The organism is Caulobacter sp. GW456-12-1-14-TSB4, assembly GCF_059424195.1.
The window spans coordinates 195,927-210,498 of sequence record NZ_JBWKZF010000007.1 but is presented as its reverse complement, the minus strand read 5'-3'; the positions used below and the strand labels follow the sequence as shown (position 1 = coordinate 210,498).

Annotated in this window: 13 protein-coding genes; 11 read left to right on the top strand and 2 right to left on the bottom strand. The window is 68.3% G+C overall.

Annotated features, from left to right (window positions below):
- Positions 1–45 precede the first annotated feature (45 nt).
- Positions 46–2,922 carry a TonB-dependent receptor plug domain-containing protein gene (locus tag AC07YH_RS09290; RefSeq protein WP_494746723.1) on the bottom strand — a complete coding sequence of 959 codons (2,877 nt, stop codon included), beginning with the start codon at positions 2,920–2,922 and terminating at the stop codon, positions 46–48.
- 152 nt (positions 2,923–3,074) lie between these two features.
- Here AC07YH_RS09290 and AC07YH_RS09285 point away from each other — a divergent pair, with 152 nt between their 5' ends.
- From AC07YH_RS09285 to AC07YH_RS09250, 8 genes are all read left to right on the top strand, one after another.
- Positions 3,075–4,154: an ABC transporter ATP-binding protein gene (locus AC07YH_RS09285; RefSeq protein ID WP_494746722.1), complete on the top strand. Its 1,080-nt coding sequence runs from the start codon at positions 3,075–3,077 to the stop codon at positions 4,152–4,154.
- Positions 4,151–5,482 carry an extracellular solute-binding protein gene (locus AC07YH_RS09280; RefSeq protein ID WP_494746721.1) on the top strand — a complete coding sequence of 444 codons (1,332 nt, stop codon included), beginning with the start codon at positions 4,151–4,153 and terminating at the stop codon, positions 5,480–5,482. The genes AC07YH_RS09285 and AC07YH_RS09280 overlap by 4 nt, the downstream gene beginning before the upstream one ends.
- Positions 5,479–6,342: a carbohydrate ABC transporter permease gene (locus AC07YH_RS09275; RefSeq protein WP_494746720.1), complete on the top strand. Its 864-nt coding sequence runs from the start codon at positions 5,479–5,481 to the stop codon at positions 6,340–6,342. Before AC07YH_RS09280 ends, AC07YH_RS09275 begins: the two co-directional genes overlap by 4 nt.
- The gene (locus tag AC07YH_RS09270) at positions 6,335–7,156 is read left to right on the top strand and encodes a carbohydrate ABC transporter permease (protein ID WP_494746719.1); all 822 of its coding nucleotides are present in this window, start codon (positions 6,335–6,337) and stop codon (positions 7,154–7,156) included. The genes AC07YH_RS09275 and AC07YH_RS09270 overlap by 8 nt, the downstream gene beginning before the upstream one ends.
- Positions 7,153–8,514, top strand: coding sequence for a lyase family protein (locus tag AC07YH_RS09265; RefSeq protein WP_494746718.1), 1,362 nt, complete (start codon positions 7,153–7,155; stop codon positions 8,512–8,514). The genes AC07YH_RS09270 and AC07YH_RS09265 overlap by 4 nt, the downstream gene beginning before the upstream one ends.
- 9 nt (positions 8,515–8,523) lie before the next feature.
- Positions 8,524–9,525: a LysR family transcriptional regulator gene (locus tag AC07YH_RS09260; protein ID WP_494746717.1), complete on the top strand. Its 1,002-nt coding sequence runs from the start codon at positions 8,524–8,526 to the stop codon at positions 9,523–9,525.
- A 279-nt stretch (positions 9,526–9,804) separates the two neighbouring features.
- Positions 9,805–10,689 carry a LysR family transcriptional regulator gene (locus AC07YH_RS09255; RefSeq protein WP_494746716.1) on the top strand — a complete coding sequence of 295 codons (885 nt, stop codon included), beginning with the start codon at positions 9,805–9,807 and terminating at the stop codon, positions 10,687–10,689.
- A gap of 116 nt (positions 10,690–10,805) precedes the next feature.
- Positions 10,806–11,282, top strand: a complete 477-nt coding sequence (locus tag AC07YH_RS09250; protein ID WP_494746715.1) for a nuclear transport factor 2 family protein — start codon at positions 10,806–10,808, stop codon at positions 11,280–11,282.
- A gap of 51 nt (positions 11,283–11,333) precedes the next feature.
- Here AC07YH_RS09250 and AC07YH_RS09245 read toward each other — a convergent pair whose 3' ends face one another.
- Positions 11,334–12,221, bottom strand: coding sequence for an AraC family transcriptional regulator (locus tag AC07YH_RS09245; RefSeq protein ID WP_494746714.1), 888 nt, complete (start codon positions 12,219–12,221; stop codon positions 11,334–11,336).
- A gap of 137 nt (positions 12,222–12,358) precedes the next feature.
- On the opposite strand from AC07YH_RS09245, the gene AC07YH_RS09240 reads away from it, so the two are divergent.
- The 3 genes from AC07YH_RS09240 to AC07YH_RS09230 are packed head-to-tail and all read left to right on the top strand — an operon-like array spanning position 12,359 to position 14,564.
- Positions 12,359–13,102, top strand: coding sequence for an SDR family NAD(P)-dependent oxidoreductase (locus AC07YH_RS09240; protein ID WP_494746713.1), 744 nt, complete (start codon positions 12,359–12,361; stop codon positions 13,100–13,102).
- Positions 13,103–13,129: 27 nt separating this feature from the next.
- Complete coding sequence (locus tag AC07YH_RS09235; RefSeq protein WP_494746712.1) at positions 13,130–13,534, top strand: VOC family protein; 405 nt, start codon at positions 13,130–13,132, stop codon at positions 13,532–13,534.
- A gap of 43 nt (positions 13,535–13,577) precedes the next feature.
- Positions 13,578–14,564, top strand: coding sequence for a saccharopine dehydrogenase family protein (locus tag AC07YH_RS09230; protein ID WP_494746711.1), 987 nt, complete (start codon positions 13,578–13,580; stop codon positions 14,562–14,564).
- The last annotated feature ends 8 nt before the right edge of the window (positions 14,565–14,572 follow it).

Here is a 14,572-nt window from a genome sequence, read left to right as displayed (position 1 = left end):
CTGCGGAGCCGCCGGACTGACGAACGGCTCCGCGTCTGGCGGCTGCTAGAAGCGCAGCCGAGCCCCGAGATTGAAGGTCCGCCCCAGTGTCTCGTAGGCGCCCGAATACGGCACCGAGAACGTCGTGGTCGGCAGCGGCGACGGCGGCGGGTCCTTGTCGAACAGGTTGCTGATCGTCAGGTAGAACTCCGACCGCCCCGAGAGCTTGGCCGTGAAGGTGGCATCGGTGTAGGCAACACGCGGGATGTCGTTCTCGGAGATGTCCACGCCCTCGACCAGGTTGGCGTCGATTAGCGACTTGGCGATCACCCGCTCCTGGACGAAGACGCCCCAGCGCGGCGTGTCATAGTTCACCTGCAAGGTCGCCCGCCACTTGGCGTTCGTTCCCGCGCCGCGCTGGTTGATCAGCGAGCCGACAGCCGGCTTGATCAGGTCCTTGCGGTTCAGGTTCAGATAGCCGCGCAACGACAGCGTGCCCCCGCCGAGGCTGGTCCGGTACTGGGATTCGATGTCCCAGCCACGCGCCTGCTGGGTGTTGAGGTTGAACGGCGGGGTGATCACCGTCACAGCGCCGTTCGCGACACTTTGCAGGGCGCAGAACGACGGGTCTCCGGCGGCGCAGAGATTGACCTGCTGCTGGGCCAGCAGGCCGCCGATCGCCCGCTTCAGGTCGATGTCGTAGTAGTCGATCGAAGCCTGGAAGCCGGGCAGGAAGCCGGGCTTGAGCACCACGCCATAGGTCAGGGTGTCGGCCTTCTCCGGCGTCAGGGTCGGGTTGCCCCGCGTCAGCTGGAAGAGTGGAACGGTGGCGCCGTTGTAGGTCACCGTGCTGCTGGAGAACTGACTGCCGTTGTAGAGATCGATGATGCTGGGCGCGCGGATGTCGCGCGAGCGCGTGATCCGGAACCGGATATCCTCGACCGGCGACCAGTTGCCGCCGATCTTCCAGGTCGTGGCCTCGAACGAGTTGGAGACATTGGTCGAGCTCGAGACGCCGCCGGCGAAGCTGTAGACGAGGCCGCTGGCGCTGTAGTGGGCGCGACGCACCGCGCCGTTCAGGTCCAGCTGGTGGAAGAACGGCTTGCCCGAGGCGATCGGCACGCCGGTTTCCAGATAGGCTTCCTTGACCTTGATGCCGCCCGCGAAGGGCTGCGGATTGAAGAAGCGGAACGCGCCCTGGCGACCGTTCTGGGCGCTGGGCGCGCCGCGCAGGCCGGTGAAGTCGTTGACCGTCTGCGAGAGCTTGTCGGAGGTCTGGTCGGCGTCGTCGTCGCGATACTCGACCCCGGCCGCGACCGAAATCGGATTGTCGCTGGCCAGGAATGCCTCACCCAGGTCGCCGCGCACGTTGAAGGCGATGTTGTGCTGGGTCAGCTTCAGGTCCTTGGACGCGTCGCCGATGACGGCGTTGACCGCCGAGCGGCTGGGCGAGCCCAGGCCGAAGATGTTCAGCGGCACGCAGCCCGGATCTAGACCCGACAGGGTCGAGCGACAGACGATCTGGCCGTTAGCCGGGTTCACCACCGCATCGGCCGCCGCGTAGAGCTTGCGGCTGATGACGTTGTTGCCCTCGACCGCCTCCTGGTTGGTCTGGCTGTAGCTGTAGTTCAGGTCCCAGGCCCAGCGATCGTTGATCTTGCCGTCCAGGCCCGCGCTCGCCCGGTAGAGATCGGTCGTGTACTCCAGCGTAACCGGCGGGAAGTCGGCTTCGTAGCGGCCCACCGTGATCGATTGGACGTTGGCCGTGACCATCCGCGCCAGGACACTTGCCGGCAGGTAGGCGTTGTCGCGGAAGATCGTGAACTGACTGGCGCTGCCAGTCTCGGGCTCGATGAAGGCCGACTGTAGGGTATGCGAACGGGCGTAGAGGCCGTCGATCGTCAGGGTCAGGTTGTCGTTGAGGTCGTAGCGGGCGCTGCCGAAGAGGTTGTAGCGCTCCTGGTTGGGCATCAGCGAGACATTGGCCCGCGCGCCGTCGCCACCGTTCTGGAACGCCGAGCCGGTGATCGTGCCGTAGTCGAAGACGCCGGTCGCGCCACCCGGCAGGAAGGTCGTGCCCTTCAGCGGCCCCGAGGTGATGACGCCGCCGGGATAGCCGGTCGAGCTGCGGATATCGTCGACCAGGATGAACTTCGGCGTCGCGCCGGCGACCGGGTTGGCGATGCGGCCGGCGGCTTTGTCAAACCACTTGCGCTTGGAGGGATCGTTCACGTCGATCCCCTCCTGGTTGAAGTACTCGCCGCTGACCACGACGTGCAGGCGGCCGTCGGCGAACGACTTGCCGCCGCTGAGCTGGACGAGACCCGACGGCGCGTCGCCGCGCGAGGTGACGCCGCCCTGGACCTCCAGCTTCAGGCCCTCGAACTTGCGGTCGATGACGAAGTTGACGACGCCCGAGATGGCGTCCGAGCCGTAGGCGGCCGAGGCGCCGCCGGTGACGGTGTCGACGCGGCTGATCAGGCCCTGCGGGAACATGTTCACGTCGATCGAGCCGACCTGATTGGTCGCCACCATGCGGTGGCCGTCCAGCAGGACGAGGTTCCGGTTGAAGCCCAGGCCCCGCAGGTTCAGCAGGTTTTGGCCCGTGGTGCCGATGGCCACCGACGGCACGCCGACCGAGGTGCGGTTGTTGCCGGCGAACTGCGGCATCTGCGAGAGGCCGTCGGCCAAGTTGGTCGGCGCGGCGCGCTTCAGATCATCCGAGGTCGCCACGGCCAGCGGCGTCGGGGCGGCGAAGCCCTGGCTCAGACGCGTGCCGGTGACGACGATCGCTTCGACGGTGTCTGGTTCGGCCTCCGACTGCGGCGACTTGGCGGCGGCGTCCTGGGCGAAGACCTGCGAGGCGGCCAGCAGGCCCACGCAGGCCAGGCTCGCGCCGGCCATCAGGCGGCGACGGGCGTGATAGTTCGATGATGGGTTCAAGGCTTCCTCCCCTCAGCTGTAACCGGCGCGCTTCAGGCGTGCTCGGTGCTGGTCGCTATTTTTGTTATCGAGCCCATAACACATGTCAACTTACATTATGTATTGCATAACATGAGAGTTATGGCCTAGGAGAGGAGGCAGGGGAGAGAAACATGGCATCCGTCGAATTTCGCGCTGTGACCAAGAGCTTTGGGAACACGCAGATCCTGAAGTCTATCAACGCGAAGATCCCGGATGGCGCCTTTACGGTGCTGGTCGGTCCGTCGGGATGCGGCAAGTCGACCCTGCTGCGGCTGCTAGCCGGGCTGGAGACGCCGACCTCGGGCCAGATCCTGATCGACTCGGCGGACGTCAGCCGCACCTCGCCGCAGGATCGCGACATCGCCATGGTGTTCCAGAGCTACGCGCTCTACCCCCACATGACCGTCGCCCAGAACATGGGCTTCGCGCTGAAACTGCGGAAAGTCGACCGCGCCGAGATCGACCGGCGGGTGGGCGAGGCGGCCGCCAAGCTGTCGCTGGAGCATCTGCTGGACCGCCTGCCGCGCCAGCTGTCGGGCGGCCAGCGCCAGCGCGTGGCCATGGGCCGGGCGATCGTCCGCGATCCCAAGGTCTTCCTGTTCGATGAACCGCTGTCGAACCTGGACGCCAAGCTGCGCGTGCAGATGCGCTCGGAAATCCGCGGCCTGCACCAGAGCCTGGGCAGCACCTCGATCTACGTCACCCACGACCAGGTCGAGGCCATGACCATGGCCGACATCATCATGGTGCTGAACCAGGGCGAGATCGCCCAGGCCGGCCCCCCCCAGCAGCTCTATGACGACCCCGACAACCGCTTCGTGGCCGAGTTCATCGGCTCGCCGGCCATGAACTTCCTGCAGGGCTTCGTGGAGCGCGGGATCTGGAGCGGCGACAACGGCCTGCGCCTTTCGCTGGCGGGTGACGCCGCCCTGGAGGACGGCCATGCGGTGACGCTGGGCGTGCGACCCGAGCACGTGGCGCTCTCCGGCGAGGCGGGCTTCTCGATGCGCGCCCTGACCGTCGAGAACACCGGCGCCGACGTCCATCTGCGCGGCGTGGTGGGCGATGACCCCATCACCCTGATCGCCAAGCCGCCGGTTTCGATCCGCCCCGGCGATACGGTCGGGCTGGCCCTCGACCCGGCCAAGTGCCTGTTCTTCGACACCGCCAGCCAGGAGCGCCTGCGGATGCTGAGCGTGACCTCGGCATGAGCGCGACCTTCACACGCCGCGCGGTCGTTGCGGGCATGGCGGCCGCGCCTCTGGCGAGCTGCGCCCGGCGCGACGACGGCAAGACCGTCCGTATCCTGCACATCGAGACCAACAAGGACGTGCTGCGGATCTGGCGCGAGGCGACCGACCGCTTCGCCGACCGCACCGGCGCGCGTGTCGACTTCCGGGTCATGGAGCCCCGCGCCTTCCAGTCGCGCCGCGCCACCCTGATGCAGAGCGATGGCCGCCCCCACCTCTTCTACAGCTGGGGCGGCGCCTCGGTGGACGCGCTGCGGGCGGCGGGCCTGCTCGAGGACATCACCGCCCGGGTGAAGCCCGAGACCCTGGCCCAGCTGATGCCAAGCGCGGTGGCGACCTACCGCCGCGAGGGCGCGCTGTACGGCCTGCCGTACCTGGCGACCCAGATAGGGCTGATCGCCAACCGGACCGTGCTGGACAAGGCCGGTGTCGCGATCGCGGACCTGGCCAGCTGGGACGGCTTCCTGAGCGCCCTGCCCCGCATCGCCCGCGCCGGCTTCGCGCCGATCGCCGCCGGCGGCATGGACGCCTGGCCGCTGACCCTGATGCTGACGCAGCTGGCCCTGAACGAAGGCGGCGACGCAGGCATGGAGGCGGCCCTGCGCGACCAGGGCGGCGGCTTCACGGCCCCGCCGATGCTGGCGGCGGCCCGCAAGTTCGAGACCCTGGCGCGACGCGCGCCGTTCCAACCGGGCTATCTCAGCGCCAAGGCCCAGGCGGCCATGCAGTTCCTGGTCAAGGACGGCGCGGGCCTGATGATGCACGGCACCTGGTTCTACCGGCAGGCGGCCGCCCTGACCGGCCAGCCGCCGGCGCAGGTCGCCGACCGGTTCCCGTTCATCGGCTTCCCGACGCCGAACGGCGGCCCGAGCCCTGCCCTGCAAGGCCAACTGAACGGCTGGCTGGTCACACGCGACGCACCGGACATCGCCATCGATTTCCTGCAGGACCTGGTGGACCAGGAGACGCAAGCCGCCCTCGCCCGCGCCGGCCACATCATCCCAGCCAACCTCGCCGCCCGCTCGGCCCTGACCCATCCGGTGCTCATCGCCGCCGCCCAACGCCTGGACAACGCACCGTCGATCCAACTGGCCTGGGACGGGCTGCTCGGCTCCAACGGCGGTCCGACCGCCAATGACGCGGTCGTCCGCCTGGCCAGCGGCCAGATGGACGCCGACCAGGCCATGGCCGCGATCCGCCGCGGCTGGCGCATCGAGCTTAAGGCCGACCAGCTGGACGGCCGCTACGCCGGCGCCCTGGCCGACCTCGTGGGAAAGGGACAGGCATGACCGGCCGCGATCGCATCACGGGCGCGGCGTTCATGACGCCGGCGCTGCTGCTCTTCGGGTTCTTCGTCATCCTGCCGATGCTGCAGGCGCTGCGCTTCTCGCTGTTCAACTGGAATGGCTTCGGCGCACCCGAGGACTTCGTGGGCCTGGCCAACTATGCCGAGGCCCTGACCGCGCCGGCCTTCCAGCGCGCGGTCTTCGACGTGGCCGTGCTGATCGTCGCCGCCCTGCTGATCCAGCTGCCGCTGGGCCTGGCCAGCGCCCTGCTGGTCGGGACGAAGTTCCGGGGCGTGACGGCCTATCGCCTGGTGTTGTTCCTGCCCTATGTCCTGGCCCAGACGGCCACGGGGCTGGTCTTCACCTTCCTCTATGACGGTCGGTACGGCCTGGCGGGCCAGGTGGCGCGCTGGCTGCACGCCGAGCCGGTCTTCGTGCTGGGCGATCCGAACCTGGCTTTGCCCGCCGTCGTCGCGGTGATGGTCTGGAAGTACTTCGGCTTCGGCATGATGATCTTCGTGGCGGGCCTGCAGTCGCTGGACCCCAGCCTGATCGAGGCCGCACGGATCGACGGGGCCAACCGCGTCCAGATCCTGCGCCACATCACCCTGCCGCATCTGAAGCCCGTCATCGGCCTGGTCGCCTTCTTCGGGGTGCTGACCGCCCTGCAGCTGTTCGATCTCGTCACGTCGCTGACCGGCGGCGGCCCCAACGACGCCACCCAGACCCTGGTGACCTACCTCTATGGCCACGGCCTCTCGCGCCTGCGGGTCGGCTACGGCAGCGCGGTCGGTGTGATCCTGTTCGCCACCTGCCTCTTGGTCACCATCATCCTCAACGCCCGGAAACCGCGTCATGGCTGATCCGACCCGCTTCCTGCGCCACGCCGCGCTGCTGGTCCTGGCCAGCGTCATCGTCCTGCCCCTGGCGGCGGTCGTGCTGGGCGGCTTCAAGTCGCTGGACGACCTGGCCGCCAACCCCGCCGGCCTGCCCGCCGTCTGGCAGCTCACCGCCTACAAGGCCGTCCTGACCGACCATCGCTTCTGGACCTTCCTGGGTAATTCGGCGGTCGTGACCCTCTCGGCCGTGGCCACCACGGTGACCATCGCCTCGATGGCCGCGTTCGGGGCGGTGTTCCTGCTGGCCCGCTGGGGGCAGAGGATCATGCGCCTGTTCGCCCTGGGCCTGATGGTGCCGCCGGCGATCGCGATCATGCCGATCTTCCTGCAGATCCGGGACCTGCACCTGCTGGACACGCCCCTGGGCCTGATCCTGCCGCAGGTCGCGTTCGGCCTGGCCATCGCCACCATCCTGCTGGTCCAGTTCTTCAAGGAGATCCCCGAGGAGCTACACCAGGCCGCGATGATCGACGGCTGCGGACCGGTGCGCTTCTACCTAACGATCGTGCTGCCGCTGGCCACGCCGATCATCGCCACCGTGGCCACCATCCAGTTCGTGCAGAGCTGGAACAACTACATCATTCCGCTCGTCCTCCTGGCCTCGGAGGACCGCTACACCTGGCCTCTCGGGATCATGGCGTTCCAGGGCGAGAATATTCAGGAATGGAACTTGGTGCTGGCGTTCGTCGCCCTGACCCTGGTTCCGAGTATCGCGTTTTTCCTGGCCTGCCAGCGCTACATCGTGGCCGGCCTGTCTTCCGGAGCCGTCAAGGGATGATCGGGATCAGCTTCTACAACGCCTATTGGTTTGACAAGGCGGCGCTGGCGCTCTGGGACGACAAGGCGACCCTGACCCGCTGGCTCGATGTCGAGGCGGCCCTGGCCGAGGTCCAGGCCGAGCTAGGCGTCATTCCGCAGGCCGCCGCCGCGCGCATCGCCGAGGTCGCCAGGGTCGAAGCCTTCGACCTGACCGACCTCGCCGACGCCATCGCGGTCGCCCAGCACCCCCTGGTGCCGATCCTACACCGTCTCGAAGCCTTGGCGGGCGAAGAGGCCGGCGGCTGGCTGCACTGGGGCGCCACGACCCAGAACATCTTCGACACCGCCCAGGCCCTGCAGCTGAAGGCCACGACCCGGCTGATCCTCGACCACCTGGACGCTGTCTGCGCGCGCCTGGCCCAGGACGCTCAACGCCATCGCGCGACCCTGCAGGCCGGCCGCACCCACGGCCAGCACGCCCTGCCGATCACCTACGGCTTCAAGCTGGCCGGCTGGCTAGCGGAACTGCGCCGGCACCAGACGCGCCTGGAAGCGCTGCTGCCCCACGCCTTCGTCGCCCGCCTGGGCGGCGCGGTCGGCGCCTATTCGGCGCTGCTGGGCCAGGGTCGGGCCGTCGAGCAGGCGCTGGCCAAGGCGCTGGATCTGGCCGCACCCGATATCGGCGGCCGCGCCGACTTCGACCGCCAGGCCGAGGTTATGAGCGCCATGGCCGCCTGCGCCGCTTGCTGCGAGCGCATCGCCGCCGACCTGTCGTTCCTGCAGCGCACCGAGATCGCCGAGGTCGCCGAGGACCACTATCCCGACCGCGTCGGCAGCTCGACCATGGCCCAGAAGCGCAACCCGTCCGAAGCCCAACGCGTCATCGCCCTTGCGCGCCTGACCCGTTCGCGCATCCCGCTGGCACTGGAGGCGATGGTCCGCCAGGACGAGGGCGACGCGGCCTCGACCAACGTCACCGACATCCTGCTGTCCGACTTCGGGGTGCTGGCGGTCTCGACCGTGGCGGCCCTGCGTCGTCTGGTCGCCAACATCCATGTCGATGCGGCCCGCATGCGCGCCAACCTCGACATCAGCGGCGGCATGATCTCGGCCGAGGCGGTGATGATGGATCTGGGCCGCCGGATCGGCCGAGGCGAGGCCCATCACATCCTGCACGAAGCCACGGCGACCGCCGTGGAGACCGGCGTCGACTTCGCCACGGCGATTAGGAGCCATCCTGGCCTGAACGGCGAAATCCAGGCCATCGACGTCGCCGCCATGCTCGATCCGGCCCGCTATCTCGGCGAGATCGACGCCGTGATCGACGCGGTGGCCGGCCCGGACAAGACCCTGGCGGACGCGGCGACGAGCCCATAAGGATTGCCCATGTCCAGCGAATCCAACGCCTCGACCGACAGCAAGACCGGCGATCGCACGCCGCGCGGCGGCTGGTCGGGCAGTTGGGCCAGCATCCGCGACCTGGAGGTGCTGCGGGCGGTCATCGAGCAGGGCGGCGTCACGGCCGCTGCCCGCCAGTTGGGCGTCTCCCAGCCCGCCGTCAGCCGCACGCTCTCTCTGTTGGAGGAACGCTCGGGCCGCACCTTCTTCACTCGCACGGGCTCGCAGCTAGCGCCGACCGCCGAGGCCCTCCAGCTATTCGCCGCCACCAAGAGCGTGTTCGAGGGCCTGACTCGCATCGAGGAGTTCCGCTGGCTGGAGCCTGAGCAGGAGCGCCTGTCGATCGTCGCGGCTCCGACCCTGGCCCACTGCCTGCTGCCGCCAGTGATCGCGCGCTTCAAGCAGGAACATCCGCATGTGTCGGTGTCGCTGGACATCCAGACCTCGGTCAACGTGCTCAGCGCCATCGCCAGCGACCAGGCCCAAATCGGCGTCGCCGAGGTGCCCGAGGGCGACTGGGGCGTGCGCAAGCACCCCTTCCGCCGCTCGAACCTGGCGGTGGCCATGCGCAGGGATCACCGCTGGGCCGGCCGCGAGGTGATCGGCGCCCAGGAAATCGGCGACGAACCGCTGATCGTGCTGCTCAAGCGCAACCCCTTCCGCACCATGCTCGACCGCCTGCTGTGGCGTGATGGCGGCCTGCCCAACATCGTGGTCGAAACCGCCGACGCCCTCTCGGCGATCGAGCATGTCGAGCAAGGCATTGGCCTGGCGATCGTCAATCCCTACCCGGCTATGCTGCAGCCGCACCGCAACGTCCGCTTCGCCCGCCTGGAACAGACCCTGGTCTACGAGACCTGCGTCCTGACCAATCCCGCCCGACTGCCGACGCCGGGGATGCAACGCTTCCTGGAAACCATCCACGCTCTGCAGCCGCCAGGGACCTCGCTGAGCGAGCCCGTGGTGGCCGTGAAGCTGGGGGCAGACTGAACGGCCCCTGCACGTCAAAGGCCGACGACACATGAGTCTTCGTCACACCTGGACGCGTATCGCTCGCTCGAGAAGCATCCACTTCGTCAGTGGCGCGCCACTAGCTGCCGTTGGAATGCCCTCAGAAAGGCGACATTCAGGTCGCCGCTCGATCGGGCCAGATCGCTCCTTTGGCGGCCTCTACAGGGCCCGTCTCGGCTCAACGACTTGCGTCATTGACGGCCGAAGTTCAGATGGACATGCCGCCTCGGAGTCCCCGCCATCGACCGCTTCTCGACCTTGCAGCTGTTCGTTCGCGTTCTCGACCTGGGCAGCTTCACGCGGGCGGCCCACGAGCTTGGCCTTCGCCAGCCAGCGGTCAGCAAGCAGATCACCGCGCTCGAGACCCACTTGGCCACCCAATTGCTCGACCGCACCTCGCGGGGTCTGCGACCAACGGCGGCGGGCCTGGATCTCTACCAATCGGCGGTGAAGCTGCTCGCCGACCTGGAGGAGACTGAAGGCCGCGTCCGCGGGTCCGGCCATGGCCCGGCGGGCCTGGTCCGCGTCGCGACCCCGCCAGCCTTGGGCCGCCGCTACATCATCCCGAAGCTGCCCGCGTTCCTGGCGCAATATCCCGGCGTAACCGTGGAATTCTCGGTCGCCGAGCGGGTGGTCGATTTCGTCAGGGACGGCATCGACGTGGCGTTGCGCGTCGGCGCCCTAAAATCCTCGACCTTGGTGGCGCGCCGGATCGGACGCCTGCGCACGATCACGGTTGCAGCGCCGCAGTACCTGGCCGACCGCGGAGCGCCATCCGACCTCGACGCCCTGGCGGTTCACAGCCTCATCGTTGGCCAGACCGCAGGCGCCGCCCTGCTCTGGCATTTCCAAACCTTGGACGGCCCCGTGTCGATCACACCGTCGGGACCGATCCGCTCCAATGACGGGGAGGATTTGCGCGCCGCGGCGCTCGCCGGCCTCGGAATCCTGCACGGCCCGAGCGCCCTCGTCCAAGCGGATCTGCAGGCCGGCAGGCTCGTGCGCGTCCTGCAGGATTTCTCTCCGGAATCGGTCCCGATCCATGCGGTCCATTCCAGCGGACGCAACATGCCCCAGCGCGTGCGCGTGTTCATGGATTTCCTGGCGGCGACCTTCGCCGACGAACCAAGCCTGCGCCTCTAGCCCGTCATTCCAACGGGGAATGGTTGGTATGCAAAACGATCGTCTTCTGGGTGCTACGCCCCGGAGCCTAGAACCAGCAGCCTTCCATCCTGAAGGCGGTTCGATCGAGACGCATCATGTCAATAAGCCCAGCCAACCCGCCGCCCACTACCGCCGCCGACAAACTGGCCGTGATCGAGGCGCTCTACCGCTTTGCCGCTGGCATTGATCTGCGCGACGCCGACCTGCTGGCCTCGGCGTTCGCGCCGGACGCGGTATCCGACTTTCGGCCTGCCGCCACCAAGGCCGGCTTCGACTATCCGGTGCTGGAAGGCCGGGATGCGATCGTGTCGGCTCTGGCGACCTCGCTCAGCACGATCGACACCACCCACTCCATCAGCAATCCGCGCGTCACCGTCGAGGGCGATCGCGCTCGCCTGGACGCTCTTGTGGAAGCCCAGCACGTGCCGTCCAGCGATCCCGCGCGCCACTACCTGATGAAGAACCGCTACGATGTCGAGCTGACCCGCCGGGGCGGCGACTGGGTCATCCAGCGCGTCACCATCGACAACGTCTGGCGGACCGGTGATCCGGCCGTCCTGGCCGGGGTCTAGGCATGGCTGGCCGGTAGCTTCCAGCCTAGACAACGCAGCGCCGGCCGGTGATTAGGCGCTCGCGCGAAGTTGGCCCAAGGCTCGGGTCACATCGCGGCCGGGCGGCTGACCAAACAGCCGGCCATATTCGCGGCTGAACTGGGTGGCGCTCTCGTAGCCGACTTCGAGCGCGGCCGAAGCCACGCTCAGGGCCTGGGTGATCATCCGTTGGCGCGCGTGCATCAGGCGGATGGTCTTCTGGTACTGCAGCGGGCTCATGTTGGTGACGGCCTTGAAGTGACGGTGAAAGGCGGAGGCGCTCATCGCCACCATGGCGGCCAGGGTCTCCACCCGCAGCGGTTTGGCGAAGTTCTCGCGGATCCAGGTGATGGCCGCGTGGATTCGCGACAGGGCCGTGTCGGGCGTGGCGATGTCGCGCAGCAGCCAGCCGTGCGGGCCTTGCAGCACCCGATAGAGGATCTCGCGCTCATAGGCGGGGGCCAGGACCGGGATGTCGTCGGGCCGCTCGACCAGACGCAGCATCCGCACCCAGGCGTCGAGCAGCTCGGGCGTGACCGTGGCCACCGAGAACCCCTGCCCCGCCGCCCGTCCCGCCGAAGCCGGGGCCTGCTCAAGAACCCCGGCGATCACCTGCGGGTCGAGCGTCAGGCTGATGGCCAGATACGGCTCGCCCGTCGCGGCCGGATGGACTGAACCCACGGCCGGCAGGTCGACCGACATCACGAAGTAGCTGGCCGGATCGTAGTGCAGGGTCTGGTCGCCGATGGTCATCGACTTGGAGCCCTGCAGGATCAGGTTGATCATCGGATCATAAAGCGCAGCCAGCTGATGCTGCGGGATTTCGCCCTGAACCATGGCCACGCGCGGGATTCCCGTCTCGGTGCGGCGGTTTTCGGCGTGGGACGCCAGGCGGCGCAGCTCTTCAAGCGCGGTTTCCATGCAGGGGCTACTGAGCCGATCCAGCGCGCGGGGCAATGCCAAAGCAGGATCAGGCAGGATTGCGCCAGGATCGCCCGCAGCCCGGCCCGCTCGAAATCCGTAGCTCTGTCCTCGTCAAACCGACGCGGAGCAACAGCATGAAGATCGTCATCATCACCGGCGGCAGCCGGGGCCTGGGCGCCAGCGCCGCCCTGCACTGCGCCCAGCGTGGCCTGGGCGTCATCGTCACCTACAACAGCCACCCCGATGGCGCGAACGCGGTCGTCGCCAAGATCGAGCAGGCCGGCGGCAAGGCGCTGGCCGTCAAGCTGGACGTCGGCCAGGTCTCGACCTTCGCCGCCTTCCGCGACCTGGTCGCCGAGCGCCTTCAGGTCGTCTTTGGCCAGGCGACCTTCGACTACCTGGTCAACAACGCCGGCTATGGCCTGTTCAACCCGATCGAGACGGTGACCGAGGACGAATTCGACGGCCTGCTGGGCGTCCATCTGAAGGGGCCGTTCTTCCTGACCCAGGCGTTGCTGCCCCTGATGGCTGACGGCGGCGCGATCGTGAACCTGACCAGCGCCACGACCCGTGTCGCCACGGCCGGCGTCGCACCCTACGCCGCCTTCAAGGGCGGGCTGGAGGTGCTGACCCGCTACATGGCCAAGGAGTTCGGCGGCCGAGGCATCCGCGCCAATTCGGTCTCGCCGGGCGCCATCCGCACCGATCTGGGCGGCGGCCTGCCCGACGACTTCGCCAAAGCGCTGGCCGCCCAGACGGCGCTGGGCCGGGTGGGCGATCCGGACGATGTTGGCAAGGTGATCGCGGCCTTGCTCTCGGACGACACCGCCTGGGTCAACGCTCAGTCGATCGAGGTCGCCGGCGGTTACGTCATCTAGCCGCGCGCCCCGCTCCAGGAGAACACCATGCTCGACCACGTCTTCATCACCGTCAGCGACATCGAACGCTCGATCGCCTTCTATGAGCAGGCCTTGGCCCCGCTCGGGATCGCCCACGCCGTCGACTATGACGGCCAGGACGGCCCCGAGGGCCATCCCGACCTCAAGGGCTTCGGGCGCGGCGGCCGGGTGTTCTTCTGGCTGCGGGCCGGCCCGGCCGACGCCCGGGCCGCCCATGTCGGCTTCGTCGCCGATGGCCAGGCGGAGGTCGACGCCTTCTACGCGGCGGCTATCGCCGCCGGGGCCGACGACAACGGCCCGCCCGGCGCGCGGCTCTATTACGACCCGCGCTACTACGCCGCCGGGGTCACCGATCCGGACGGCTACACCCTCGAGGCCGTCTACAAGAGCTGGCAGCACCCGGCGCGCTAGACCTCGCCTCTTCTCTCCACAATCGACTTTGCAAGGACACTCCATGAACGGGCGACTGCTGATCTATGGCGCGACCGGCTATACCGGCCAGATGGTGGCGCAGACGGCCAAGGGCGCTGGCCTCGACATCGTGCTGGCCGGCCGCGACGCCGGCAAACTGGCCAAGCTGGCCCTCCAGCTCGACGCGCCGTATCGCGCCTTCGCCGTCGGTGACACGCCCGCCCTGCACGCGGCGCTCGGCGACTGCGCCACAGTGCTGAACTGCGCGGGCCCGTTCGCGGCGACCGCCAGGCCGATCATCGAAGCCTGCCTGGCCACCGGCGCGCACTACCTGGACATCACCGCTGAGTTCAACGTCTACGCTCTGGCCGAGTCCCTGTCGGACGACGCCGCCAAGGCCGGCGTGATGCTGCTGCCGGGTGTCGGCTGGGACGTCGTGCCCAGCGACGCCCTGGCCGTCCACACCGTCGCCCAGGTCGCCGATCCCCTGCGCCTGCGCATCGCCCTGCAGGTGGCCGGCGCGATGTCGCGCGGCTCGGCCATCAGCGCTGGCGAGATCATCGCCGTCGGCCTGCTGGTGCGCCAGGACGGCAAGATCGTCGCCAAGCCGGAGGCCGCGAGCGCGGAATTCAATTTCGGCGACGGCTATGTCGAGTGCTTCCCGCTGTCGTTCGGCGACCTGGTGACGGCCTGGCGCTCGACCGGCGTGCCCAACATCGAGATGTTCGTCCACGTCACGGGCGAGGCGTTCCCGCAGGGCGATCTCTCGACCCTGCCCGATGGCCCGACCGCACAGGAGCGGGACGAAAACCGAGCCAAGGTCGTCGTCGAGGTCCTGGGCGCGGACGGATCGCTGGCCAGCGCCATGATCGAAACGGTCAACGGCTATTCCTACACGCCGCTCGCCGCCGCCGAAGCCGCCCGTCGCGTCCTCGCGGGCGAGCACCACCCTGGCTTCCAGACGCCGGCAACCGTGTTTGGACCCGACTTCGCCACGTCGATCCCCGGTACCCAGATCATCGATCTGTAGTTGGAGCA

Bases quoted from the DNA above. Each gene is read 5' to 3' on its own strand.
- AC07YH_RS09285 (WP_494746722.1), top strand. From the start codon at position 3,075: ATGGCATCCGTCGAATTTCGCGCTGTGACCAAGAGCTTTGGGAACACG.
- AC07YH_RS09240 (WP_494746713.1), top strand. From the start codon at position 12,359: ATGAAGATCGTCATCATCACCGGCGGCAGCCGGGGCCTGGGCGCCAGC.
- AC07YH_RS09280 (WP_494746721.1), top strand. From the start codon at position 4,151: ATGAGCGCGACCTTCACACGCCGCGCGGTCGTTGCGGGCATGGCGGCC.
- AC07YH_RS09275 (WP_494746720.1), top strand. From the start codon at position 5,479: ATGACCGGCCGCGATCGCATCACGGGCGCGGCGTTCATGACGCCGGCG.
- AC07YH_RS09250 (WP_494746715.1), top strand. From the start codon at position 10,806: ATGTCAATAAGCCCAGCCAACCCGCCGCCCACTACCGCCGCCGACAAA.
- AC07YH_RS09230 (WP_494746711.1), top strand. From the start codon at position 13,578: ATGAACGGGCGACTGCTGATCTATGGCGCGACCGGCTATACCGGCCAG.
- AC07YH_RS09270 (WP_494746719.1), top strand. From the start codon at position 6,335: ATGGCTGATCCGACCCGCTTCCTGCGCCACGCCGCGCTGCTGGTCCTG.
- AC07YH_RS09235 (WP_494746712.1), top strand. From the start codon at position 13,130: ATGCTCGACCACGTCTTCATCACCGTCAGCGACATCGAACGCTCGATC.
- AC07YH_RS09265 (WP_494746718.1), top strand. From the start codon at position 7,153: ATGATCGGGATCAGCTTCTACAACGCCTATTGGTTTGACAAGGCGGCG.
- AC07YH_RS09260 (WP_494746717.1), top strand. From the start codon at position 8,524: ATGTCCAGCGAATCCAACGCCTCGACCGACAGCAAGACCGGCGATCGC.
- AC07YH_RS09245 (WP_494746714.1), bottom strand. From the start codon at position 12,221: ATGGAAACCGCGCTTGAAGAGCTGCGCCGCCTGGCGTCCCACGCCGAA.